At 64.4% G+C, this 23,668-nt stretch carries 20 protein-coding genes; 13 read left to right on the forward strand and 7 right to left on the reverse strand.

Features of this window, described 5'->3' with window-relative positions:
- The first annotated feature begins 17 nt into the window (after positions 1-17).
- The 5 genes from P6U24_RS18710 (at position 18) to P6U24_RS18730 (ending at position 6,486) form a co-directional block, all read left to right on the forward strand.
- On the forward strand, positions 18-2,366 hold the full coding sequence (locus P6U24_RS18710; RefSeq protein WP_407154005.1) for an ATP-binding protein: 2,349 nt from the start codon (positions 18-20) through the stop codon (positions 2,364-2,366).
- A 17-nt stretch (positions 2,367-2,383) separates the two neighbouring features.
- Positions 2,384-3,754: a sigma-54-dependent transcriptional regulator gene (locus P6U24_RS18715; protein ID WP_407154006.1), complete on the forward strand. Its 1,371-nt coding sequence runs from the start codon at positions 2,384-2,386 to the stop codon at positions 3,752-3,754.
- Between the two features lie 306 nt (positions 3,755-4,060).
- Positions 4,061-4,309 carry an RNA chaperone Hfq gene (gene hfq, locus P6U24_RS18720; protein ID WP_006020546.1) on the forward strand — a complete coding sequence of 83 codons (249 nt, stop codon included), beginning with the start codon at positions 4,061-4,063 and terminating at the stop codon, positions 4,307-4,309.
- A gap of 11 nt (positions 4,310-4,320) precedes the next feature.
- On the forward strand, positions 4,321-5,709 hold the full coding sequence (hflX, locus tag P6U24_RS18725; RefSeq protein ID WP_407154007.1) for a GTPase HflX: 1,389 nt from the start codon (positions 4,321-4,323) through the stop codon (positions 5,707-5,709).
- 423 nt (positions 5,710-6,132) lie between these two features.
- A complete protein-coding gene (locus tag P6U24_RS18730; RefSeq protein WP_407154008.1) occupies positions 6,133-6,486 on the forward strand; it encodes a cupin domain-containing protein in 354 nt (117 codons plus the stop codon).
- 162 nt (positions 6,487-6,648) lie between these two features.
- Here P6U24_RS18730 and mazG read toward each other — a convergent pair whose 3' ends face one another.
- On the reverse strand, positions 6,649-7,479 hold the full coding sequence (gene mazG / locus P6U24_RS18735) for a nucleoside triphosphate pyrophosphohydrolase (protein WP_407154009.1): 831 nt from the start codon (positions 7,477-7,479) through the stop codon (positions 6,649-6,651).
- Between the two features lie 121 nt (positions 7,480-7,600).
- Here mazG and queC point away from each other — a divergent pair, with 121 nt between their 5' ends.
- The gene (gene queC, locus P6U24_RS18740) at positions 7,601-8,305 is read left to right on the forward strand and encodes a 7-cyano-7-deazaguanine synthase QueC (protein ID WP_407154010.1); all 705 of its coding nucleotides are present in this window, start codon (positions 7,601-7,603) and stop codon (positions 8,303-8,305) included.
- Between the two features lie 48 nt (positions 8,306-8,353).
- Here queC and P6U24_RS18745 read toward each other — a convergent pair whose 3' ends face one another.
- The 4 genes from P6U24_RS18745 to nthA all read right to left on the reverse strand — a co-directional run bounded on the left by P6U24_RS18745 (position 8,354) and on the right by nthA (position 10,977).
- Positions 8,354-9,073: a hypothetical protein gene (locus P6U24_RS18745; RefSeq protein WP_407154011.1), complete on the reverse strand. Its 720-nt coding sequence runs from the start codon at positions 9,071-9,073 to the stop codon at positions 8,354-8,356.
- 253 nt (positions 9,074-9,326) lie between these two features.
- Positions 9,327-9,701 carry a nitrile hydratase accessory protein gene (locus P6U24_RS18750; RefSeq protein WP_407154012.1) on the reverse strand — a complete coding sequence of 125 codons (375 nt, stop codon included), beginning with the start codon at positions 9,699-9,701 and terminating at the stop codon, positions 9,327-9,329.
- On the reverse strand, positions 9,701-10,360 hold the full coding sequence (gene nthB / locus P6U24_RS18755; protein WP_407154013.1) for a nitrile hydratase subunit beta: 660 nt from the start codon (positions 10,358-10,360) through the stop codon (positions 9,701-9,703). Before nthB ends, P6U24_RS18750 begins: the two co-directional genes overlap by 1 nt.
- The gene (nthA, locus tag P6U24_RS18760; RefSeq protein WP_407154014.1) at positions 10,357-10,977 is read right to left on the reverse strand and encodes a nitrile hydratase subunit alpha; all 621 of its coding nucleotides are present in this window, start codon (positions 10,975-10,977) and stop codon (positions 10,357-10,359) included. Before nthA ends, nthB begins: the two co-directional genes overlap by 4 nt.
- Before the next feature lie 149 nt (positions 10,978-11,126).
- Here nthA and P6U24_RS18765 point away from each other — a divergent pair, with 149 nt between their 5' ends.
- From P6U24_RS18765 to P6U24_RS18795, 7 genes are all read left to right on the forward strand, one after another.
- Entirely contained in the window at positions 11,127-12,587 is a 1,461-nt protein-coding gene (locus P6U24_RS18765) for a GH1 family beta-glucosidase (RefSeq protein WP_407160509.1), read from the forward strand.
- A 189-nt stretch (positions 12,588-12,776) separates the two neighbouring features.
- A complete protein-coding gene (locus P6U24_RS18770) occupies positions 12,777-14,297 on the forward strand; it encodes a Wadjet anti-phage system protein JetA family protein (RefSeq protein ID WP_407154015.1) in 1,521 nt (506 codons plus the stop codon).
- Positions 14,290-14,928: a DUF4194 domain-containing protein gene (locus P6U24_RS18775; protein ID WP_407154016.1), complete on the forward strand. Its 639-nt coding sequence runs from the start codon at positions 14,290-14,292 to the stop codon at positions 14,926-14,928. The genes P6U24_RS18770 and P6U24_RS18775 overlap by 8 nt, the downstream gene beginning before the upstream one ends.
- Positions 14,925-18,365: an SbcC/MukB-like Walker B domain-containing protein gene (locus tag P6U24_RS18780; protein ID WP_407154017.1), complete on the forward strand. Its 3,441-nt coding sequence runs from the start codon at positions 14,925-14,927 to the stop codon at positions 18,363-18,365. Before P6U24_RS18775 ends, P6U24_RS18780 begins: the two co-directional genes overlap by 4 nt.
- Before the next feature lie 4 nt (positions 18,366-18,369).
- Positions 18,370-19,533 (forward strand): Wadjet anti-phage system protein JetD domain-containing protein, encoded by a 1,164-nt coding sequence (locus P6U24_RS18785; RefSeq protein ID WP_407154018.1) that lies wholly within the window; start codon positions 18,370-18,372, stop codon positions 19,531-19,533.
- 166 nt (positions 19,534-19,699) lie between these two features.
- On the forward strand, positions 19,700-20,647 hold the full coding sequence (locus P6U24_RS18790) for a hypothetical protein (protein ID WP_407154019.1): 948 nt from the start codon (positions 19,700-19,702) through the stop codon (positions 20,645-20,647).
- 178 nt (positions 20,648-20,825) lie between these two features.
- Positions 20,826-21,749, forward strand: coding sequence for a DUF2167 domain-containing protein (locus tag P6U24_RS18795; RefSeq protein ID WP_407154020.1), 924 nt, complete (start codon positions 20,826-20,828; stop codon positions 21,747-21,749).
- A 242-nt stretch (positions 21,750-21,991) separates the two neighbouring features.
- Here the strand turns inward: P6U24_RS18795 and P6U24_RS18800 are convergent, their stop codons facing one another.
- On the reverse strand, positions 21,992-22,585 hold the full coding sequence (locus P6U24_RS18800; protein ID WP_407154021.1) for a DUF1349 domain-containing protein: 594 nt from the start codon (positions 22,583-22,585) through the stop codon (positions 21,992-21,994).
- A gap of 135 nt (positions 22,586-22,720) precedes the next feature.
- Positions 22,721-23,644: a substrate-binding domain-containing protein gene (locus P6U24_RS18805; RefSeq protein ID WP_407160510.1), complete on the reverse strand. Its 924-nt coding sequence runs from the start codon at positions 23,642-23,644 to the stop codon at positions 22,721-22,723.
- Positions 23,645-23,668 lie beyond the last annotated feature (24 nt).

Consider the following 23,668-nt stretch of genomic DNA (forward strand, 5'->3'; position numbering starts at 1 on the left):
CCACCTCCATTGCCGGAATGACGAGCACAGACACCTCGGCCAAACCCTTTGAGCCGTCGCCCGACGAACGCCCCGGCTGGCCGGTCCGCCGCTGGCTGGCGCCGTTCGCGGTCTGCCTCGCGCTGGTATCCAGCATCCTGACCTTCGTGGTCCTGACGGGGCTGTCGCCGATCGAGCCGACCAGCGAGATCGTCAAGACCTTCTACCTGATCGATGCCGGCACCATCCTGATCCTGGTCGGCATCATCGTCCGCGAGGTCTGGCAGGTGGTCCAGGCCCGCCGGCGCGGGCGGGCGGCCGCGCGGCTGCACGTCCAGATCGTCAGCCTGTTCTCGATCATCGCGGTGCTGCCGGCCGTCCTGGTCGCGATCGTTGCCAATGTCACCATCGACCGCGGCCTCGACCGGCTGTTCTCGGGCCCGACGCGCGCGGTGATCCAGAACTCGCTGACCATTGCGCGCGCCTACATGCAGGAGCATGCCCAGCTGATCCGCGGCGATATCATCGGCATGGCCAATGACATTGCGCGCATCCGGCCGCTGTTCGACCAGGATCGCGGCACCTTCCGCGAGCTGCTGACGGCGAGCGCTGCTTCCCGCAACCTGCCGGGCGCCATGATCATCGACAAGGAGACGACACCGATCGTGTCCGCGGAGACCGGCGGCATCAAGCTCGCGTTCTCACCGCCAGCGCCGGATTTCCTCAACAACGTCAACGAAGACGAGCCCGAGATCGCGGTGCTGCCCGAGCAGAACTATGTCGCGGCGGTGATCCGGCTGCGGGCCTTCGACAACATGTTCCTCTATGTCGCGCGACCGCTCGATCCGCGCGTCGTCGACCAGCTCAAGCAGACCGAGCTGTCGGTCGCTGAATATGCCCAGGTCGAATCGCGACGGCTCGGTATCCAGGTGGCGCTGGCGCTGATGTTCGCGGTGATCGCGCTCACCATTCTGATGGCCTCTGTGCTGATCGGGCTGAATTTCGCCAATTGGCTGGTGGCGCCGATCCGCCAGCTCATGAACGCCGCGCACACGGTCTCGACCGGCGACCTCAACGTCCAGGTGCCGGTGCACAGATCGGAAGGCGATCTCGCCCAGCTCGGCGAGACCTTCAACAAGATGACGCAGGAGCTGCGCACCCAGCGCGACGAGCTCGTCAATGCGAGCGACCTGATCGACAGCCGCCGCCGCTTCATCGAGGCGGTGCTGTCCTCGGCCTCCGCCGGCATCATCGGCGTCGATGCCTCGGGCTCGATCGGCATTCTCAACCGTTCGGCCGAGAAGCTGATCGGGCACGCCGAATCGGAGACGCTCGGTCATCCGCTCTCCGAGGTGCTGCCCGAGCTCGACGAGATGATGAAGACGGCACGCGAGGGCGCGCAGCGGCTGGTGCAGGGGCAGATCACGATCCAGCGCGACGGCAACGAGCGCAACCTCTCGGTCCGCGTCACTGCCGAGAAGACCAATCAGTCGCGCGACAGCTACATCATCACGCTCGACGACATCACCGAGCTGGTGTCGGCGCAGCGCACCTCGGCCTGGGGCGACGTGGCACGCCGCATCGCCCATGAAATCAAGAATCCGCTGACGCCGATTCAGCTCTCGGCGGAACGGATTCGCCGCAAATTCGGCAGGGTCATCACCGAGGACAAGGCCGTCTTCGAGCAATGCACCGAGACCATCGTGCGTCAGGTCGACGACATCAGGCGCATGGTCGACGAGTTCTCGCGCTTTGCGCGGATGCCCAAGCCCGTGATGGAAGGAGAGGATGTCGCCGACACGGTGAGGCAGGCGGTGTTCCTGATGAAGGTCGCCCATCCCGAGATCGATATCGAGACAGACATCAAGACCGATCCGCTGCGCGCGCAGTTCGACCGACGGCTGATCTCGCAGGCGCTGACCAACATCATCAAGAACGCCACTGAGGCGATCGAGGTGGTGCCGCCGGAAGAGCTCGGCAAGGGACGCATCGACGTGGTCGCCGCACAAGAGGGCGCGGATGTGCTGATCGACGTGATCGACAACGGCATCGGCCTGCCCAAGGTGGCGCGTCAACGGCTTCTGGAGCCTTACGTCACCACCCGTGCCAAGGGCACTGGGCTGGGCCTCGCCATCGTCGGCCGCGTGCTCGAGGACCACGGCGGACGGCTGGAACTGAAGGATGCGTCCGATTTCCGCCCCGGACAGCGCGGAGCCTGGATGCGGCTGCGATTCGCGGTCTCGGGCCAAGCGGCTTCCGCGGAGACCAAAGTGCAGCGAAGCGAGAAGGCCGCGACGACAGCAATACATACGCCGGCAGCGGAAACCACCGAGACGGCGGAGACGACCAACAATGACACAAAAATCCAAGCCGCAACCGGCAACTGACAAGACGGGCGTGATCCATGGCGAGTGATATTCTGATTGTCGATGATGAGGCCGATATTCGGGAGCTTGTCGCGGGCATCCTGGACGACGAGGGCTTCACCACGCGCACCGCACGCGACAGCGATTCGGCGCTGGCCGAGATCACCAACCGGCGGCCGAACCTGGTGTTTCTCGACATCTGGCTGCAAGGCTCCAAGCTCGACGGCCTGCAGCTGCTGGAGCAGATCAAGAAGGATCATCCGGACCTGCCGGTGGTGATGATCTCCGGCCACGGCAACATCGAGACCGCGGTCGCAGCGATCAAGCGCGGCGCCTATGACTTCATCGAGAAGCCGTTCAAGTCGGACCGGCTGATCCTGGTGGCGACGCGCGCGCTGGAGAACTCGCGGCTGAAGCGCGAGGTGCGCGAGCTGAAGCAGCTCGCGCCGACCGCCAGCACGATGACCGGCCGCTCGCCATCGATGAACCAGCTGCGCCAGACCATCGAGCGCGCCGCCAAGGCCAACAGCCGGATCCTGATCGTGGGACCGCCGGGATCCGGCAAGGAGCTTGCCGCGCGCACGCTCCACATGGCATCGCCACGTTCCGAAGGTCCGTTCGTCGTCATCAATGCCGCCGCGATCACGCCGGAACGGATGGAGGAGGAGCTGTTCGGCATCGAGCAGTCCAACGGCGAGCAGCCGCGCAAGACGGGCGCGCTCGAAGAGGCGCATGGCGGCACGCTGTTCGTCGACGAGATCGCCGACATGCCGCGCGAGACGCAGAACAAGATCCTGCGCGTGCTGGTCGATCAGACTTTTCAGCGCTCGGGCGGCACCACCAAGGTGCATGTCGACGTCCGCATCATCTCGTCGACCGCCCGCAACCTGGAGGAGGAGATCGCGGCAGGGCGTTTCCGTGAGGATCTCTATCATCGCCTCTCGGTGGTGCCGATCCGCGTGCCGCCGCTGTCGGAGCGACGTGAGGACATTCCGGAGCTGATCGACTATTTCATGGACCAGATCTCGGCCACGACGGGTCTGCCGAAGCGGCAGATCGGCCAGGATGCGATGGCGGTGCTGCAGTCCCATGTCTGGCCGGGCAACGTTCGGCAGCTCCGCAACAATGTCGAACGGGTGATGATTCTGGCCGCGGGCGGCCCCGAGGTCATCATCACCGCCGACATGCTGCCGCCCGATGTCGGGTCGATGGTGCCGGCGATGCCGACCAGCAACAATGGCGAGCACATCATGGGCCTGCCGCTGCGCGAGGCCCGCGAGGTGTTCGAGCGCGACTACCTGATCGCGCAGATCAGTCGCTTCTCCGGCAACATCTCGCGCACCGCCGAGTTCGTCGGCATGGAGCGTTCGGCACTCCACCGCAAGCTGAAGGCGCTCGGCGTAGGGTAGCAACACGGGCAGAGTTGGCGGACCTGAAACGGAGCCGCAGGCCGGCAGAGGCGGCCTGCCGGCGAATTTACTTGGGAAAAATCAAGGTTTTCCGGTGTTTTACGGAGAAATGCCGGTGTTTCGGAACCGGCATTCCCGTAACCGGCTTGCCTATTAGCGGCAGCTGCCTTCTAATCGTACCGGCTGTGTTCCTGGAGGGGGATCTCGGGGAATAGCGGCAACCGGAAAGCGACGCAAAATAATGTTGCAACCGGCCACCTCAGGACTGTTCAATAAGAAGAAGCACGAGACGGCGAGATAAAAACAATGGCGGCAGACCGCGCACAAAACCTTCAAGACACCTTCCTCAACCACGTACGCAAAACCAAGACGCCGCTCACGATCTTTCTGGTCAACGGGGTCAAGCTGCAGGGAATCGTCACCTGGTTCGACAATTTCTGCCTTCTGCTCCGGCGTGACGGTCACTCGCAGCTCGTCTACAAGCATGCGATCTCAACCATCATGCCGGGCGCCCCGATCCAGTTGTTCGAAGGTGGCGAGGATGCGCCGGCTTGAGAGTGATCTGATTGGAACCCCGCGATCGTGAAGGGGGCGCCGGCCAACCAAGGTCGGCAGATGGCAAGAACAGCGGGCGGGTGATCGTCATCGGCCCGTATTTGCGGACGCGCCGCGGCGATGGCGCACAGCCGGCGTCGCCTGATGCGCGCGATTTCGAGGCTCGTCTCGACGAAGCCGCGGGGCTTGCGCGCGCCATCGATCTGGTCGTGACCGAGGCCGTGCTGGCGCCGATCACCCAGATCCGGCCCGCCACGTATCTCGGCAAGGGCAAGGTCGACGAGGTCTCCGGGCTGATCGCAGGCCAAGTCCCGGGTCAGGGCATCGAGCTCGTGGTGATGGATTGCGCGTTGTCGCCGATCCAGCAGCGCAATCTCGAGAAAGCCTGGAACACCAAGGTGCTCGACCGCACCGGCTTGATCCTGGAAATCTTCGGCCGCAGGGCCAAGACAAAGGAAGGCGCGCTGCAGGTCGAGCTCGCGCATCTGAACTATCAGCGTAGCCGCCTGGTGCGCTCCTGGACCCACCTCGAGCGCCAGCGCGGCGGCTTCGGCTTCATGGGCGGCCCAGGCGAGACCCAGATCGAGGCGGACCGGCGCTTGATCGGGGATCGCATCACCCGCCTCGAAAACGAGCTGAAGAAGGTGCAGGCGACACGGCGGCTGCATCGGGCAGGGCGGCAGCGCGTGCCCTATCGCGTCGTCGCTCTGGTCGGCTACACCAATGCCGGCAAGTCGACGCTGTTCAACCGGCTCACGCGGGCGGACGTGCAGGCCGCCGACATGCTGTTCGCCACCCTCGATCCGACCTTGCGTGCGATCGCGCTGCCGCATGGCGGCAAGGCGATGCTGTCGGACACGGTCGGCTTCATCTCCAATCTGCCGACGCAGCTGGTCGCGGCTTTCCGCGCCACCTTGGAGGAGGTGCTGGAGGCCGACGTCATCCTGCATGTCCGCGACATCTCGCATGAAGACGCCGAGGCCCAGCAGCATGACGTCGAGGCCGTCCTCGGCCAGCTCGGTATCGATCCGGAGGCCAGCGACAACATCATCGAGGTCTGGAACAAGATCGATCGCCTCAACGACGCTGCGCGCGAGAACCTCGTCAACATCGCCGCGCGCCGCCCGCCGGAACGGCCGTGCTTGCTCGTCTCGGCTCATACAGGGGAGGGCATCGAGGCGCTGCTGCAGACGATCGAGGATCGGCTCGCCGCCTCGCGCATCACGTTGGATCTTTCGATCGATGCCGCCGACGGCGCGGGTATCTCCTGGCTGCACCGCAACTCCGAAGTGCTTGCCAAGGACCTGCACGACGGCCGCTACGACATGACCGTGCGCGTCGATCCCAGCAAGCGCGACGTCGTGGTCGAGCGCTATCAGGCGGTACCGCGGGTGGCGTGACGATCCATTTTGCTTCGGGCGACCGTCAGGTATGGGCCAAGCGAAGCGATGATCCCCTATTTGGTTGCGTTTCGGTTCGTCAGCGTCACCGGAACGTGTGGCGATGTACTCACCACCCGGGGCGATCCATCGGGATGAGTTTGCGCCCTCATCAGAGCCTCGAGCATCAATATGAATTTTTCGGCAAGCATCGACCGAACTCCATTGTTCGCTATCGGTCATATGCTGCGCCGGGTCTGTTTCAACGTCGTTTCGTGCAGCCTGAGAAATGATTTCGTGAGCGTTCGCTAGCTAGCAGCCTCCGCCATGACCTGCAGCTGAAAGGCGAGCGACGCGCTGCAGCGCAATGCCAAGCCCATTCAGCAAGCAGCACGCGATAAACGTGCTACATTTCGAATCCAGCATTCCAGCCGGATCAAGTCCATGAAAGCACCAGCAAATCTCGCCGACAAGCTCGCGATGTTCTCCGATCGCTTCTCTCCCCGCACGGTCGCAACCTATAATGGCAACGACATCATGGTGGCCAAGCTCGAGGGGCCGTACCACTGGCACAAGCATGACGACACGGACGATTTCTTTTTGGTGCTCAAGGGCACGCTCGACATCGAACTGCGAGATCGCACCGTCACCCTCAACCCTGGCGAGGTGTTTGTCGTGCCGAAGGGCGTCGAGCATCGGCCCGTCGCGCATGGCGAAGTGCACATCCTGCTGATCGAGCCGACCGGCACCCCGAATTCAGGTGACAAGGCCACCGCAGCGCCGCGCATTCTGGTGTGACGAGGCGTAGCAACATCATCCGCTGTCGTCCCGGCGAACGCCGGGACCCATACCGCGTGATGTTCGAAACGGGCACTCGGCGAGTACCGCGTGCAACAATCAGCTCCGGTGGTTATGGATCCCGGCGTTCGCCGGGATGACGTTCGTGAGTGACGCTAACAGCTACCCATTTTCTTCCGCCTTCTCCTTTGCCTTGGCCTCGTTCCACAGCTCGTCCATCTGGTCGAGCGTGGCCTCCTCCAGCGTGCGCCCTTCGGCGGCGAGCGCGCGCTCGATATAGGAGAAGCGACTCTCGAATTTGGCATTGGTGCCGCGCAGCGCCATCTCCGGGTCGACTTGGGCGTGGCGCGCCAGATTGACAAGTGCGAACATCAGATCACCGGTCTCATCGGCAAGCTCGTCGGCACGGCCCTTGTCGAGTGCGCGCTCGATCTCGTCGGCTTCCTCGCGGATTTTCTGCAGCACCGCGCGCGGGTCGTTCCAGTCGAAGCCGACGGTCGCGGCCTTCCTCTGCAGCTCCATTGCCCGCACCAGCGCCGGCTGGCCGGCCTTGATGCCCGATAGCAGCGATTTATGGTTCGCTTCCTCGGTCGGCCGCCGCGCGGCGCGCTCGGCTTTCTCTTCGGCCTTGATGCGATCCCAGGTGCCCTTGGTGGGCTTGGCGACGTTGCCGTCCTCATCGGGAAAGACGTGCGGGTGGCGCCGGATCATCTTACTGGTGATCGCCTCGACCACGTCACCAAAAGCAAACGCGCCTTGCTCCTCGGCGATCCGCGCGTGATAGACCACCTGCAGGAGCAGGTCGCCGAGCTCCTCGCGGAGATCGTCGAGATCATTGCGTGCAATCGCATCCGCGACCTCATGCGCTTCCTCGATCGTGTAGGGCGCGATCGTGGCAAAGGTCTGCTCGAGATCCCAGGGACAGCCGGTGACAGGCGTGCGCAGCGCGGCCATGATCTCGATCAGGCGGGAAATGTCGCGGGACGGGGTCATTGCAGGTCCTGGAACGATGACGAGGACCGTCTGTATGCCTCAAGTGACGCGGCCGTCCCAGTGAAAACAGGTGAATACGCGCGCCATTGGCTCGATCGTCCGACGGTGCTAAGCGGGACCGATGACCAAACCGGATGCGACCGCGCTCGTGCTGTTCTCGGGCGGGCAGGATTCCACGACATGCCTGGCCTGGGCGCTGGACCGTTTTGCGCGGGTGGAGACCATCGGCTTCGCCTACGGCCAGCGCCATGCGATTGAGCTCGATTGCCGGGCGCGCCTGCTCGACGGCATCAAGGCGCTGCGGCCGGATTGGGCCGGAAAGCTCGCTGACAGCCACACGCTGGAGATCCCGACGCTGGCCGCGATCTCGGAGACCGCGCTGACCCGCGACGTCGCGATCGAGATGGGGGCCGACGGGCTGCCGAACACCTTCGTGCCGGGCCGCAACCTCGTGTTCCTGACCTTCGCGGCGGCACTGGCCTATCGGCGCGGCATCGCCCACATCGTCGGCGGCATGTGCGAGACCGACTATTCCGGCTACCCGGATTGCCGCGACGAGACCATCAGGGCGCTCAACGCCGCGCTCAATCGCGGCATGGCAAGGCCGTTCGAGCTGCACACGCCGCTGATGTGGCTGTCAAAGGCCGCGACCTGGCAGCTCGCGCATGATCTCGGCGGGGCAGGGCTGGTCGACCTGATTCGTGATCAGTCCCACACCTGCTATCTCGGCGAACGCGGCGCGCGGCACGACTGGGGCTATGGCTGCGGCACGTGCCCGGCCTGTGCGCTGCGCGCCAAAGGCTGGCGGGAGTATCGCGGCGCCTGATGCGCGAATGCGGCCCCGGCCTTGATAGCAGGCGTGGGCCGCGCATCGTTACGCTGCGGCCTCGTCTGTATCCCCGTCAAACACTTTGGGCTGCGGCGGAAGAGCCGGCGAGGGCTCCGTCACGTCGTCGGCGTGCTCGACATCCGCGGTTTCAGCGGCCGCCTTTGTCACGTCGCGATAGACGATCTCCAGCAAGTCCTCATCCTCGCCCCCTTCGATCGAGCTTTCGCGGCGTGGCGTAGGGACGGGCACACTATCGTCGTTGACCGGCTGCACGTCATCGAGATCAATGTTCATCGCCCGTGCCGGTTGCAACGGCGCATTGGCCTCGACATCCTCGTGCACAGCCGCGGCCGCCTCGGGCTCGGCCGCGACCGGTTCGATGCTTTCGCTCAAAGGGGAGGGAGCAGCGTCAAACACCGGCTCCGGCAGCTTCGCCGCGCTCGCAGGTTCGGGCTTGGTGACGTCGAGGTCGACGGAGATCTCGTCGATCAGCCGGTCGATCGCGAGCAGCGCGCGATATTCGGGAAGGCTGCCGAGATGCTGCTCGAACCGGTTGCGGGCGAACTGCAGCGAATCGATCACTTCGGCCGCGATCGATGCCGGGGAGCCGGCCGACGCATGCAGCGCGCCGGCAGCCTTTTCAGTCGAGCTTTCGACCAGCAGATACGCCTCATATTGCGGGATCGATCTAAGCTTCTCGTGATAGTCCTGGCGCAGGGCGAGAAGCGAATTCACGATGTCACCGAAAGATGCGACGTCAGCCATTGTGGGTCCTCTAAAATCCCTTCGCTTGATTCGCTGACGCTATTGGAGAACCAGCCGACGTTCAATTTCGAATGAACACGGCTCTCGCGCCATGAATGGCGGCAGCTAAGCTTAGACAAAGCAACCGTAGTCACATGACGGTTCCATGACGCGTGCATTCCGGAGACACAGTAGCACTCGTACTGTATCGTGCGCCTTCGCGGACGATGCAGCGGGGCCGTATCAATAGGACCAAGACTTTGGAAACGGGCAGCTAGCCCGAGAAATCCTCGGGCTTGAGCTCGATCGGCTTGCCATGCGGCGTGCGATCGGCGGCGTGGTCCCAGGCGTCGCGATAGCGCGCGAGCATCGCGGACGACGTCACGCCCTTCTCGGCGACCAGACGTTCAAGCGTAGCGAGCCAATGCTGATAGTAGGTCTCGCCAGTGTCGGGATCGCCAGCCGCCTGTGCGCGCTTGATCTGGTCGGCGAGCGTCGCGGCCCATTCCGTCCAGGTGAACAGCCCGCGTTCATGCAAGGTCAGCGCCATGGCGAAAGCCTGGGCCTCCCAGGGCGCCCGAAATACGGGGCCGTCATCGTCGCGCGGAATGCTCGGAACTGCGGCGGTTGCGCGGGCTGCGGCGTCCATCACGCCGGCTCCAGATAAGGTTCGAAGGCGTCGATCGACACTTTCAGCGTCGGATCAGTGTCCGGGCCCCACAGCTCGGTCCCCTCGAACACCACCGTGTAAAGCCATTGCGGATTCTCGCCGGCGTCCTGCGCGGCTGAATCCGGAAAGACGTGACAGCCATGGTCGCGCTCGATGATGCCGATATGGCCGCGTACATAGCGCGGCAGCCGCGTGTGGGTGACCGGGTGCATGTTCTTGGCGCGGACGCGATCGCCAGCTTTGAATTTCGCCGGTGAGGGCGCGGGCCGTCCGAACTTGCCGCGCACCATGGTCCGCTCGACATTGTCAGCCGTGAGCTTGCCGGGCGTCAGCGGCTTTGCCGGCGTCACCGCATGGCCGGCTGCGAGATCGTCCCTGGCGATGATGCCCTTGTCGAGCAGCATGTCCTCGAGCCCAAGGAACCATTTCTTGTAATAGGAGCTGGCGAGATAGACGTCCGGAGGCAGCGTCTCGCGATAGAATCGCGACGTATCGATGTTGAAGGCGCCGGCCGCGCCCATCGCGCGCACCATGGCCAGCACGCGGGCTTCCCACTCGGCATGAAACACCGGCTCGTTCGGCTCGGCCTCGACCTTTCCGAAGCCGTCCATGCCGCCCATGTCGTGCACGCCGTTCATGATGGCGCTCCCGGCGCTTTTGGAAATCCGGTGCCGATCATGGAGTCGCGGGTGACGAGCTCGGCGAGCTGTGCCTCGCTCCAGCCCTCGGTGCCCTCAGGGCGCATCGGCAGCACCAGGAAGCGCGTCTCGGCGGTGGAATCCCAGACGCGGATCTCGGTCTCCTTCGGCAGGCTGATGCCGAAATCGGCGAGCACGCCGCGCGGGTCCTTCACGGCGCGCGAGCGGTACGGCGCCGCCTTGTACCAGACCGGCGGCAACCCCAGCATTTCCCAGGGGTAGCAGGAGCACAGCGTGCAGACGACCATGTTGTGACGCTGCGGCGTGTTCTCGACCGCAACCAAGTGATCACCGACCCGGCTGACATGGCCGAGCGTGCCGACCGCCTTGCTCGCGTCCTCCAGCAGCGCTTTCTTGAACGTCGGATCGGTCCACGCCTTGGCAACGACACGCGCGCCGTTATGCGGGCCGATCCTGGTCTCGTAGGCCTGGATGATGGCATCGAGCGCGGCCGGCTCGATATAGCCCTTCTCGGTCAGAATGGTCTCGAGCGCGCGGACGCGCAGCTCGGTCTCGGATAATTCCGAATGGTCGTGCTCGTGATGATGCTCGGTCATGGGGGCAGGATAGTCGGAAAATTCCGGCTATGTCGAGACACCTCGCTCCGCTATCGTCCGCGCGCAGAAAAGCGGAAGAGGGACGTGCGTTGAACGAGTTGGACGGAAGTGACGAAGGCGCAGGACGGACGCTCTCGCGCCGCGATGCGATGACATGGGCTTCGACCTGGGCCGCAGCAGGCGCGCTGGCGCTGGCGAGCGGATCGGCCGGTGCCGCGGAGCCGGACGCGAGCAGAGCGAGCGGCGCGGCGGCGGGCAGCGCCGGCCGCTTTCCCGATGGCTTCGTCTGGGGCACGGCGACCTCGTCCTACCAGATCGAAGGCGCGGTCAGTGAGGACGGACGCGGGCCCTCGATCTGGGACACGTTCACGAAGAAGCGGGGGACGATCGAGGACGGCAGCAATGGCGACGTCGCCTGCGATCACTATCACCGCTACAAGCAGGATGTGCGCCTGATCGCGGAGCTCGGCTGCAAGGCCTATCGTTTTTCCGTCGCCTGGCCGCGCGTGTTTCCGACTGGCGATGGGACGCCTAATCCGAAAGGTCTCGATTTCTATCACCGCCTGGTCGACGAGCTGCTTGCCAATGGCATCGAACCCTATGCGACGCTGTATCACTGGGATCTGCCGCAGGCGCTGCAGGATCGCCTCGGCGGCTGGCGTTCGGCCGATACCGCGAAGGCCTTCGCGAATTATGCGGGTCACGTCGCCGAACGGCTCGGCGACCGCCTCAAGACCATCTTCACGATCAACGAATGCGGGCGTTTTGTTCCCTTTGGTTACGGCTCCGGCATCGACGCGCCAGGCTTGAAGCTGCCGCAGGCCGAGGTGAACCAGGCGCGGCACCACGTGGCGCTCGCGCACGGGCTCGCGGTGCAGGCGATCCGCGCCAAGGCTCGAGCCGACACGCGGGTCGGCATGGCCGAGAACATCACGGCTTGCGTGCCGGCGATCGACACGCCGGAGAACATCCGTGCCGCCGAGATCGCGACGCGCGAACTGAATGCCGGCTTCCTCAACGTCATCCTCACAGGTCAGTACACCGAGCCGTTCCTGTCCTGGGCCGGCACGGACGCGCCAAAATTCACCGCAGAGGAGCTTGCCATCATCTCCGCGCCGGTCGATTTCGTCGGGCTCAACATCTACGCGCCGCAGGCCTATGTGGTGGCCGCGGATCATCCGCCAGGATTTCAGTCCCTGCCGTTTCCGACCTCGTTCCCACACATGAGCTCACCCTGGCTCATGCTCGGACCGGAGATCGCCTATTGGGTGCCGCGGCTGGCGGCGAAGGTGTGGAATCTGAAGGACATCTACATCACCGAGAACGGCACCTCGTCCGAGGACAGGATTTCTCCGGATGGCAGGATCCACGACCTCGACCGCGTCATGTACCTGCGCAACTATCTCACGCAGCTGCAGCGCGCGGCCGCCGAGGGTGTCCCCGTCAAGGGCTATTTCCTCTGGAGCCTCATGGACAATTTCGAGTGGGTGTTCGGCTACAAGCAGCGCTTCGGGGTCTATCACGTCGACTTCAAGACCCAGGCGCGCACGGCCAAGCTCAGCGCATCCTTCTACCGCGACGTGATTGCGAAAAACGCGCTTCGCGCCTGATCTGGCAGGGTCGAGCGGGGGCGGGCGTGGCGCGGCGATGCGAAACGATGCAGCGGCCGCTCAAAAGTTCGGCCGGAAGATGAGGAGCCGCCGGTAGACAACTGCCGCTGATCGCCTTATTTTCGAACGAAAAGGGAACGATTTCGCGGGCGATGACCCGGCAAGGTCATCCGCCCGAAGGAGTAGGCATTGCTGTTCCGCTACCTCCACGACGACGCTTTCCTCGCCTTCTCGCGGGAGCACAAGCATCTCTACGCGGCCTGCCTGTTGGATCTGTACGAGCGCTTCTTCTCGGGTGCGCCGGCGTTCCCGACACCGCAGGAGGTGACGCACGCCATCTACGATGTCATGCGGGCCCATCCGACGCTGTGGAACGAGAATGACGATTTCGGGGACCAGCTGCCCGAGGTGATCTCGGCCGGAAGGCGCCGCATCAAGCGAGCAGGTTCCAGCAAGAGCGAGGAGTCCGACCGGGCGCTCGACATCGCGCGCCAGGTCTATGCGCGGCTGCTCGGCTGGGGCTGGCTCGAGGAGGAGGAATACGGGCTGCGGGTGACCGTGGACATGTCGATGGGGCCGCTCCTGGTCATCCAGCGGTTGGCGAGCCTGAACAAGGACGTCTCGCAGCGGTTCGGGGGCCTGATCGTGACGGTGCGGCTCAACCTGGAGGCGGTGGAGAAGCTCACGCCGGACGTGACCGACCGCAAGCAGCGCGAGGTGGCGCTCGCCGTCCGCGAGGCCCGCAACCAGGTCGATCATTTCACCAAGAGCCTGCGCGCGATCCTGTCCGATCTCAAGCGCATCCGCCGCGCGGTGATGGATTCGAAAACGGTCGGCGACCGGCTGGAGGCGTTCTTCGAAGAGTTCGTCGGCCAGTTGCTGCTGAGGGATTTCGAGTCCATCCTCACTTTCAATCACCCCTATCGTTTCCGGGATGCGATCGTCGATCTGGCGCGGCGGATCACGCACACACCACCAACGATGCAAGTGCTGGCCGAGGAGTACAAGGCGGCCGGCATCTCGCCTTCACTTTCAGAGGGCGCGCGCGACGCCGAGGATGATCTGCTGGCGATCGAGAGCACCTTCGGCCAGATCGGCGAGATGTTCGAGCGAATCGAGTCGTTCCGCCGCCAGCTCGAAGGGCGGGTCCGCAACACCATCAAATATGCCGAGCGCGGCAGCCAGGGCCTGGTCGGTCGCGCGGGCGACATCGTGCGCCGGCTGGACCGGCTGCTCGCTCTCGGGCGTCACGCGACCGCCACCATGGAATGGAGTCTCGAGCCGCTGCGCTCGCCATGGTCGGAATATCAGCACGCTCCAAGCCGTGAGCCAAGGAGGCCGATGGAGGCGCAGGCGCTCGGCGAGCGGCCGACCGATCCGCTCTACGAGATCCGAAAGCAGCTCCGGCTGGACTACATCTCGCGCATCGCGCCAGGTCCGGCGCAGATCCGCTCCTTCCTGGAGCGGCAGGTGCCTGGCGGCGGCATGCGGGAAGCACGATTCATCTCGTTGCAGACGGTGGATGATTTCCTCGCCTTCGATGCTGCGCGCCGCCTTGCCCTGGGTAAGGACGTGCCGGCCGAAATTGCCAAGCATTTCGAGCTCGAATTTGCGCCCGGCACGCCGCCGCATGACAGCGAATGGCTGCGCTGCGCCAACTTCATCATCCGCCGGCGTGCCGCCACAGCAATGAGACGCACCCATGCTTAGCGAATTCGAGGCCATCGAACGGACCTATGGCGCCGAGCGCGCGAGCGATTTGCGCAAGGCGCTGCACTTCCTGCTGCGGCGGCAGTTCGTGTTTTCAGGCGATCCGCGCTCGGCCACTGTCTACAACATTGTGATGGACGGCCGCTTCAGGGCCGTCGTCGACGGTTTCTTCGACAGCTGCGGCTATCGCGTCCACCGCGACGCCGAAGCGCAATGGGCCGGGATCACCGCGATGGGCGAGGACGTGCCGCTGCCGCGGATGAAGCTCGACGAGACCATCGTGATCCTGGTGCTGGCGGCGCATTGGCAGGACGAGGTCAATGTCGGCGCGGTCGAGGATCGCGCCATCGTCGTGACGACGCTCAACACGCTGCATGACCGCTACAAGGACATGGTGCAGCGGAACGGATCGAGCGCGATCTCGCCGGCGCGCTTCCGCGAGATCCTGAGAGAGGCGTCGCAGCGCGGCCTGGTCGATCTCGGCGATCTCGACGCCGAGGCGCAGGACCTGGAGGTTGCGATCCGCCCGATGATCAAGCTGATCTCCGGTGCTGACGCCCTGCAACGCATCGAGCGCTACGTGCGCTCGCAGGAGGTCGGCCTCGCCGTGGTCGAGGGAGACGACGCATGATGGAGTTGCGTCACGTCGCCATGGTGAACTGGCATTTGTTCGACATCGAGGACATCGAGATTTCAGGCCATGTCGGCGTGTTCGGCGAGAACCGGTCGGGCAAGTCGACAATCCTCGACATGGCGCAGGTGGTGCTGACCGGCGGCAACCGCAATGTCCAGCGGCTCAATGCCGTGGCCGGCGACAAGGGCCGCAGCCGCAGCGCGTCGAAGCGCAGCGTGGTCGACTATTGCCTGGGCACGCTGGGCGAGGACCAGCGCAAGCGCGACCAGGCGCGCACCTATATCTGCCTCGGCTTTGCCGATAGCGAGGGCCAGCGCGATCCGGTCACGATCGGCATGGCGATCGAGGCGCGCCGCTCCGAAAGCAACGAGACCGTGCTCGGGCGTTTTGTTGTCACGGGGAAAATCTTGACGTCGGACGATTTCGTCGAGATGCGCGACGGCAGGAAATTCCCTGCCGAATGGGATGTTGTCCGCAACCGCATCATCGCATCTGTCGGGCAGGGCAATTTCGTCAATCACCGCGACAAGGCGATCGATTATGTCCGCGAATATATGCGCAAGCTGGTGCCGCATGTCTCCGTGATGGGCGAGCAGAACGCGAATGCGCTGCAGAAGGCGGTCGTCAACGCGATGACGCTCGACCACGACCAGACCGCCACCGAGTTCGTCCGCAACTACGTCCTGGAACGAAATAACATGCGGGTCGGCGAGCTGCGCGAGTCGATCCGGACCTACCGCAGCATCAACGATACCATCAAGACCATGCGCGAGAAACTGGAGGCGCTTCTCGCGCTGCGCGCCATCATTGCCGAGCTCGCCGGCGCCTATGAGCGGCGGGCCTGCGAGCAATGGATCACACGGCGCGGCAACTGGCTGGCCGCCCGCGCCGCCTACGCGATCCAGGTCGCAAAACTCAGTGAGGAGACCGCCAAGCGCGATGCCGCCAAGGCCGAGATGGAATTCCTCGATCAGGACATCGAGGCGATCGATACCGAGATCCGCAGGCTCGACCGGGCGATCGCCGAGCACGACGCCAGGACCGGGCGCAACGCTCTTGCGCAGGCGCGGGATTCGGCAACGCAAGCCACGCAGCGGGCGGTGGCTGCGTTCGAGACCCGGCTCGGCCGCGTGCGGGCGCTCGAGCCGCTCTGCGCCATGACCGGGTTCGGCTTCGACGATCTCATCCCGAAATTGTCGCAACTCACGAAAGCGGGTCGCGACGCCGCAATTGATCGCGCGACGGCTGCCTTGGTCGAGGCCGAAAAGAGGCTGCTGTCATCCGACCAGGCGCTTCTCGACAGGGTTGACGATTCGCGCCGCCGATTGATCCGGCAGGCCGATGACGAGCGCGCGCGCGGCGAGCAGCTCCGGGAGCGGCTGCGCCTTCACGCGAGCGGACGAGGGGCCGCGCATCTCAGCGACGTCACCTTGCATCTCTGCCGCAGGCTGCGGCAGGCCAACATGGTGCCGCGGGTCCTCTGTGAGTTGGTCGAGGTATCAGACGAGTCATGGACGGCCGCGGCCGAAGGTCTGCTCGGCCGTGACCGCGAAGCCGTGTTCGTCGATCGCTCCGATATTGCGCAGGCGACCGCGCTGTTCAAGGAGGGAAGGCGCGAGTTCCGCGGCGCCTCCCTGGTGAGCTTGAACAAGCTCGATCCGCTCAAAACGCCGCCGCTGCCCGGCACATTTCCCTCGCTGTTCAAGTCCGACGATGCGGACGCGCTCGCCTTCATCGCGCGGCGTCACGGCTCGGTGCGACTGGCCGACACGCTCGCGGAGTTCAATGAGCCCGGTCGGGCGATCATGCGCGACGGCCTCTACGACGATGGCCTGGTGCGGTCGCACCGCGCCGCCGATCCCGCCTCATTCAAGATCGGCAAGAGCGCACAAGCTCGCCTTGCGAATGAGATGCGGGATGAAGTCGAGCGATTGGGAGAGGCGTGTAAGCGCAGCGAGGCGGCGGCGAGGCTCGCCGACAAGGCCTATGGCGAGCTGCGCCGGTTCTTCGAGGATAGGTCCGTTACGTTCGAATTGGTCGTGGCCGACTTCGCGAAAGCCCGCCAGGAAAACGACGAGATCGGCGAGCGCATCGCCGCACTGGACGGCGAGGGCGACGGCGGCCTGCGCGACAAGCGGGGAGAGCAGCGCAAGCTGCGCGCTCTCAGGCTCGAGCAGCGCAAGAGCCAGCAGGAGGCGTACAACAAGCATCTGGTCGAGGCCGGCAAGGCGGAAGGCACGATCGAAGGCGGCGAGAACATCCCCGGCTCCAGGCTCAGCGTCCGCCTGGCCTGGACCCTGTACGGAAAGACGCTGCTGCTCTACGATCGCATTACCGGGCGTGCGGCGTATCGAAACCGGCTGGATGCCTCGCCCAAGCGGCCCGAGACGGAGCGGCACCGCGCCATCGCCGATGCCGCCGCGAAATCGGCCGAGGCCGCCGAGACCGAGCGCAACAGGATCGAGCGCGACGTGCGCCGCGCGCTGTCAACCTATTTCGAAAAGTTCGGAGTCGTGACCCAAGTGGGCGTCGAAAGCGAGCCGCTCAGCGAGGTGAAGCCGTGGATGGATCTCCTGATCGAGGAGATGGAAACCAGCGAGCTGCGCAAGTATGAACGGCAGGCGCGCGAGGCTGCGGAGAAGGCGGCGACCCTGCTGCGCGGCCAGTTCATCAACGCGCTGACCTCGCGGATTGCCAAGATGGAGCGCGAGCTGGCTGCGATGAACCGCGGTCTCGCCGATCATCCGTTCCACAATGAAAGATACTCGTTTCATCACACGCGCTTGGTCGAATTCCAGCCGATCCTGAAGATCATCGAGATCGGCAAGACCTCTCCGGAAGCGCTCGACATGCTCTTTCGCGGCGACGAAGTACCCGAGGACTTCCCGCACCGTGACACCTTGCGCGAGATCGAGCTGCTGCTTGAGGATCCGGAGAAGGATTTCAGCGAGTTCGAGGACTATCGCAACTTCTTCACCTTCGAAATTTTGATGAAGGACATTGTCAGCGGCCGCGAGACCCGGTGGGAAAACCGGCGTGCGACCGGCTCCGGCGCCGAGCAGCAGGTGCCGATCTATGTCTCGATCGGCGCCTCCTTGGCGTCCGTCTATGGCAGTGGCGGCCGGCACGGCGGCCGCGCGCCGGGGATGGCGCTCGCGATCTTCGACGAGGCCTTCTCCAAGATGGACGGCAAGAACCAGCGGCAGATGATGAGCTTCTACAAAAAGCTTGGCCTGCAGATCATCATTGCGGCGCCCAACGAGAAGCGCGTCGCGGTGCTCGAGCATATCGATACCGTGATCGAGGTCGACCGCATCGGCGAGAGCGCCCGCGCCACTGTTGCGCAGCTGAAGGAGCGCGCCCGCGCCGAGCTGCGGGCCATGGACCCGGACCTGCTGTCCGATGACGAGCTGAAGAAGCTCGCGGCCGAGTAGGGCGATGGGACGCCGGTTTTCCGATGCCAGGGCGCTGATGTCCTATCTGCTGGACCGGCGGGAGGATGGTGTCGCCGATCCGATCGCTCGCCCCGACTTCTCGTCTCTCGGCGACATCTCTGAAATCGACCGTTTCGTCAGTCAACTCGAAGAGGCTGCGTCCGCCGGTGCCATCCGCATCACCAAGGGCAAGGGGCGCGACAGCGAGCAGATCAAGCATGTCCGCTTGCAAGACCCTACGCGGCTCTACGATCTGCTCGGACGCCGCCCGGTCGCAGAGCTTGCTGCAACGACAGTTGAGCGCCTGCTCAGTGTGTTAGAAGTACCGGATGCACTTGCGCCCTCGATTGCCGCGATCAGCGCACAATGGGAGCGCGGCCGGCCATGGCAAGGTTTTGCTGCGGCGGAGGTCGATCGGCTGCGGACCGCATTGATGCTCGCCACAGCCATTCTCCACGACAAGCACAAAGGTCTCGACTACCGCACCTTCTCGCGCCGCATCGCCGGCGACAGCAAGGCGTTGGAACGGCTCGAAGGTGCGGTCGTGAGGCTGCTTGGCGCCGCACTCGAATTGCCGCCGGGCGCCCGCCCGCGTGATGCCTTGCGAACGCTGGGTCTGGAGAAGTTTGCGCCGCCGCTCCTCCTGGCCGGCCGCATCGATTTCGATTCCGCCGAGCTGTCGCTCGCACGGCCCGCCTATTTCGGCATTCCGCCGCAGGAAGCACCGCGCATCCGCCTGCGCGAAGCGCCGCGGTACGTGCTGACGATCGAGAACTATGCGAGCTTCCACCGGCATATCGCCGAGGCGGATCGCGATGCCACGGGCCTGACGATTTATGTCGGCGGCTATCCGTCGCTAGCGACGCAGGATGCACTGCGGGCGCTCGCGCGCCTGGTGCCGGAGGAGGTGCCGTTCTTCCATTGGTCGGATATCGACCCGGACGGTGCCTGGATCTTTCGCACGATCGAGCGGATCATCGCACGACCGTTGCGGCCGCATTTGATGACGCCGGAGCTTGCCCAGACGCTTGGACGCCCGCCCGACGATCAGGGCCGGCCACCGAAGCAGGCGAAAGACACGGCGATCGCCGCCCTGATCGCCTATTTGTCCGGGCCGAGCGCCAAATGGCTCGAGCAGGAAGAGCTCGACCCTGCCGTCCCTGAGTAGATGGGCAAGCCAACTTCTCCCGTTAATTGCAGCGGCTGAGGCCGCCGGCACACACTGCGCGGCGATATGCCTCGGTGCGCCACGCCGATGCGGCAGGATTCACAGACTTGCCGTAAAGAGATGATGCAGCCCTGTCGAGCTTCCCTCCAATCGAGACATTCATCCCATGAGTTCGTCTGCCTTACCGACCGCGATCATGCAGCGCGCCGGCGTTCTGTGCTGTCTGCTGTTCACCGTGATGCTGGGCGCGCACGCACGCGCCGACGAGACGCCTACGGCTGACAAGCCTGCCGCTGTCGAGGAAAAGGCGCCAGCGGCCTCCGAGGAGAAGCCCAAAGCGCCCGAGCAGGCACCGGAGGCGACGGCCGACAAACCGGAATCGGCGGAAGCCAAGCCTGCGGCTACAGAGGACAAGCCGGCCGCTGCCGAGGAGAAGGCCGAGGAGAAGCCGGCCGTGAAGGACGAGGCTTCGTCGAGCGCGGCCGACAAGCCTGTGGCCACGACGACGGAGACGCCCGCAGCGACCGAGGCAAAGCCTGCAATCGTCGAGGAGAAGAAGCTGGAGGCCCAGCCGGCAGCGGCGCAGGAGAAGCCCGTCGCGTCCGAAGACAAGCCGCCCGCGGCTGCGAACGAAAAGCCTGCCGAGCCTGCGCAAAAGCCCGACGTGACCGAGCCCAAGCCGGCGGCAGCCGAAGCAAAGCCGGCGACGACGGAGGTCAAGCCCGAGACGGCGGAGACCAAGCCGGTCGCAAAGGACGAGAAGCCCGCGGTCGCCGAAGAGAAGAAACCAGCGCCAACGGCGGAGGCAAAACCTGTCGCTGCGCCGGAAGCCAAGCCCGTTCCGGCCGAAACGCCTGCGGCTGCGAAGCCGGCTGCGCCCGAAGCCAAGCCCGCAGCCAAGTCGGCCGCGGCCAAACCTGAACACGCCGAGCATGAGGAAGCCAAACCGCAGAAGCGCGCGAGGCGTCATGCGCATGAGGACGAGGACGCACCGCGTAAGCGGCATCGCCGGCGCGTCCACAGCGCGGCTGCGAAGTGCACGCATTTCCGCAGCTACGACCCCGACAACGGCACCTATCTCGGCTACGACCACCGGACGCACGCCTGCCGATAGGCACCTTATATGCGCGAGGAGGGGCCGCAACGCCCCTTCTCAATCCGAGGCCACGCGGCCCTTTTCTCGGCGGCTTGGCCAACTCGGTTGAATGGCCGCGGCTTGCGTATCGCGGTCCTGATATCGACGTTCTCACGACAATATTGCCGCTCGATACATTTCAGAAGGACCGGAGCTGGTGCGTAAGCTCATTGCCGCCGTGGTGGCCGGCCTCATGTTGCTGGCTTTGCCGGGATCGCTCTCGGTGTCGGCTCAGGCAGCGCCGCCGAGCGAGGCGGCTCGCCAGGCCGAGTTGCGCGCCGCCTGGCAGGCCGCCGGCAAGGCTGGTACCGCAGGCGCCGGCAAGATCAGCCTGATCGACCAGGCCACGTTGAACCTGGCGGCCGATCGCTTCTTCGTTCCCAAGGCCGAGGGCCTGCGCGTGCTGCGCGCGCTGGGCAACGTCCCGGACGAGACGACCTTCATCGGGCTCGTGCTGAGCACGCGTCAGAACGAGCCATGGATGGTCGTGATCCGCTACATCAAGGAAGGCTATATCAAGGACGATGATGCCAAGGATTGGAACGCCGACGATCTCCTGAAGACCATCAGCGAGGGCGTGGAGCAGACCAACCGGGATCGCGTCGCCCGCGGCTTTCCTGAGCTGCAGGTGGTCGGCTGGATCGAGCCGCCAGCCTATGACGCCGATACCCATCGGCTGGTCTGGTCGCTGCTGGGCAAGGACAAGGGCCAGGCTGACGACACGCCCAGGAACGTCAATTACAACACCTATGCGCTTGGCCGCGATGGCTATTTCAGCCTGAACCTGCTGTCGGACTCGCAGCGGATCGCAACCGACAAGGCCGCCGCGCGCGAGCTGCTGGCCGCGCTCCAGTACAATGCCGGCAAGCGCTATGAGGACTTCAGCGCGGCCACAGATCTTGTCGCCCAATACGGCCTGATGGCATTGGTCGGCGGCGCCGTGGCCAAGAAGCTCGGCCTGTTCGCGCTGCTCGGCGCCATGGCGCTGAAGTTCGCCAAGATGATCCTCGTCGGCGTGCTAGCGCTGGGAGCAGGGATCATCAAGTTCTTCCGCCGCAAGCCGCAGAGCGACGCTCCTTAGAAGAGCGTTTCCTTGAAATCGGTTGGTCGGTGGATGGGTTGAGCTCTCGCCATCTCCAACGCTGTCATGCTTCGCCACCCGGTCCGGCCTTCGGCCGGCCGGATGACAGGCTCCGGCGGAGCGTCCAGTACTCCGCGGCAGAAGAGATCGAACCGAAACGTCACGGCGTACTGGATCGTCCGCCTTCGCGGACGATGACAGCGAGGGCCTATACATAGAGCCATGACTTTGTAAACGGTCGTCTAGCTGAGGTCGTGCAGATCCTTGCCGAGCGGCGGCTTCAGGGAAAAGCTCGAGAAGGTGACCGGTAATCCCTCTCGCTCGGGTGTGCAGGCCATAGGCCCCACAAGATAGGACGTCGCCGTCGGGAAAGGCGCCAATCGCGTCAGTGGCCAGAGTTGGCCGTCGGCGGAAACCTGCAATCGAAGAACGCCGTTCGCGACGGTCGCCCGCATCCAGAAGTCGCCGGCGTCATGCTCATATGGAGCAGTTGCCCAATCCGATCGCCCATCGGTCAATACGCTCGCGAGCATCGGCCGCCCGTCCGAAAATTCTATCCCGGCTTTGACCCAACGTTCTGCATCGATGCGCACCATGATGCCAGCCTGGTCGTAGAGCGCTTGAAAATCGCAGCGGATACGCAGCTCCGCGGTGAACGATTCCGCTGTCCGAAAGCCCAGGAAATGACCGCTGTCCCGACAAAACCCATAATGAGTTTCGCGCCAGAAATCGGTGGCCTTGTCGGTGACGATCTTCAGGTCATCGCCCTGCGCGGTCCATCGTTTCGGTTCGTTCAGCCAGATGCCGTCCTGTCTGCGAAAGATCGCATCGCTCATGTCGGAACTCGAAGAGGGGAGACGATCTCACACGAGGTCATTCTCGTGTGGTGAAACAGAGGCGAGACGGACGAAGAGCCGGCGCGGAATGTGACCGCGCTTGGCTCTTCGAAACACCAGTTCAGTGTTGCCCGATCAGAGCAATCCGTTCTTCTTCAGGATGTCCGGCGCGTTCTCCTTGGTGATCAGCATCGTCGGCAAGGTGATGACCGGTTCGAGCTTTTCTCCTTTCAAGAGCTTGGCGGCCTGCCGCAGTCCTTCCGCGCCTGGTGTCGCGTAGAGGAAGGTGGCGGTAAGCAGCCCCTTGGAGACCCAGGTAACGCCTTCGTCCGGCAGGCCGTCGATCCCGATGATGAACTTGATATCCTTGTCGCGGCCGGCGTCCTTGGCGGCAAGATAAGCGCCATAGGCCATCGGATCGTTGTGGCCGTAGACCAGGTCGATCTTCTCGTTGTTGCGCAGCGCCGTGGTCATGATGTCGTAGGCCTTGTCCTGCTTCCAATCCCCCGATTGATTGTTGAGCAGGTACTTGATGCCAGGCTCTTTGTCGGTGAAGGCGTGGAAGCCGTCATGGCGGTCATGCGCAGGCTGGGTGCCCATGCCGCCCCAGATCTCGACGACATTGCCGGCCGCCTTGCCGGCGCCGCCGAGCAGCTTGACCGCGTGCTCGCCGGCCGCCTTGCCGATCGCGACGTTGTCGCCGCCGATGAATTGGGTGATGCGCTTGGTGTCGACATTGCGGTCGAGCACGATGACTGGGATCTTTGCATCGATCGCTTTTTCGACAACGCCGGTCAGGCCGGCGGATTCCTTCGGCGAGATCAGCAGCACGTTGACCTGCTGCACGATCAGGTTGTCGCAGTCGGCGACCTGCTTTTCGGTCTTGTCCTGGCCGTCGGTGATGATGAGGTCGATATCAGGATGGTTCTTGGCTTCGGCCAGGATGTCCTTGTTGAACTGCACGCGCCACGGTTCGAGCGTGGTGCATTGGCTGAAGCCGACCTTCGACTTGCCGGCGGCTCTTGCAGGGGTCCAACCGGCTGGCAGGTAGATCGTCATTGCGGCCCCGGCCGCAGTGGTCGA

This window comes from Bradyrhizobium sp. STM 3557 (assembly GCF_045571465.1).
Classification (GTDB): Bacteria; Pseudomonadota; Alphaproteobacteria; order Rhizobiales; family Xanthobacteraceae; genus Bradyrhizobium.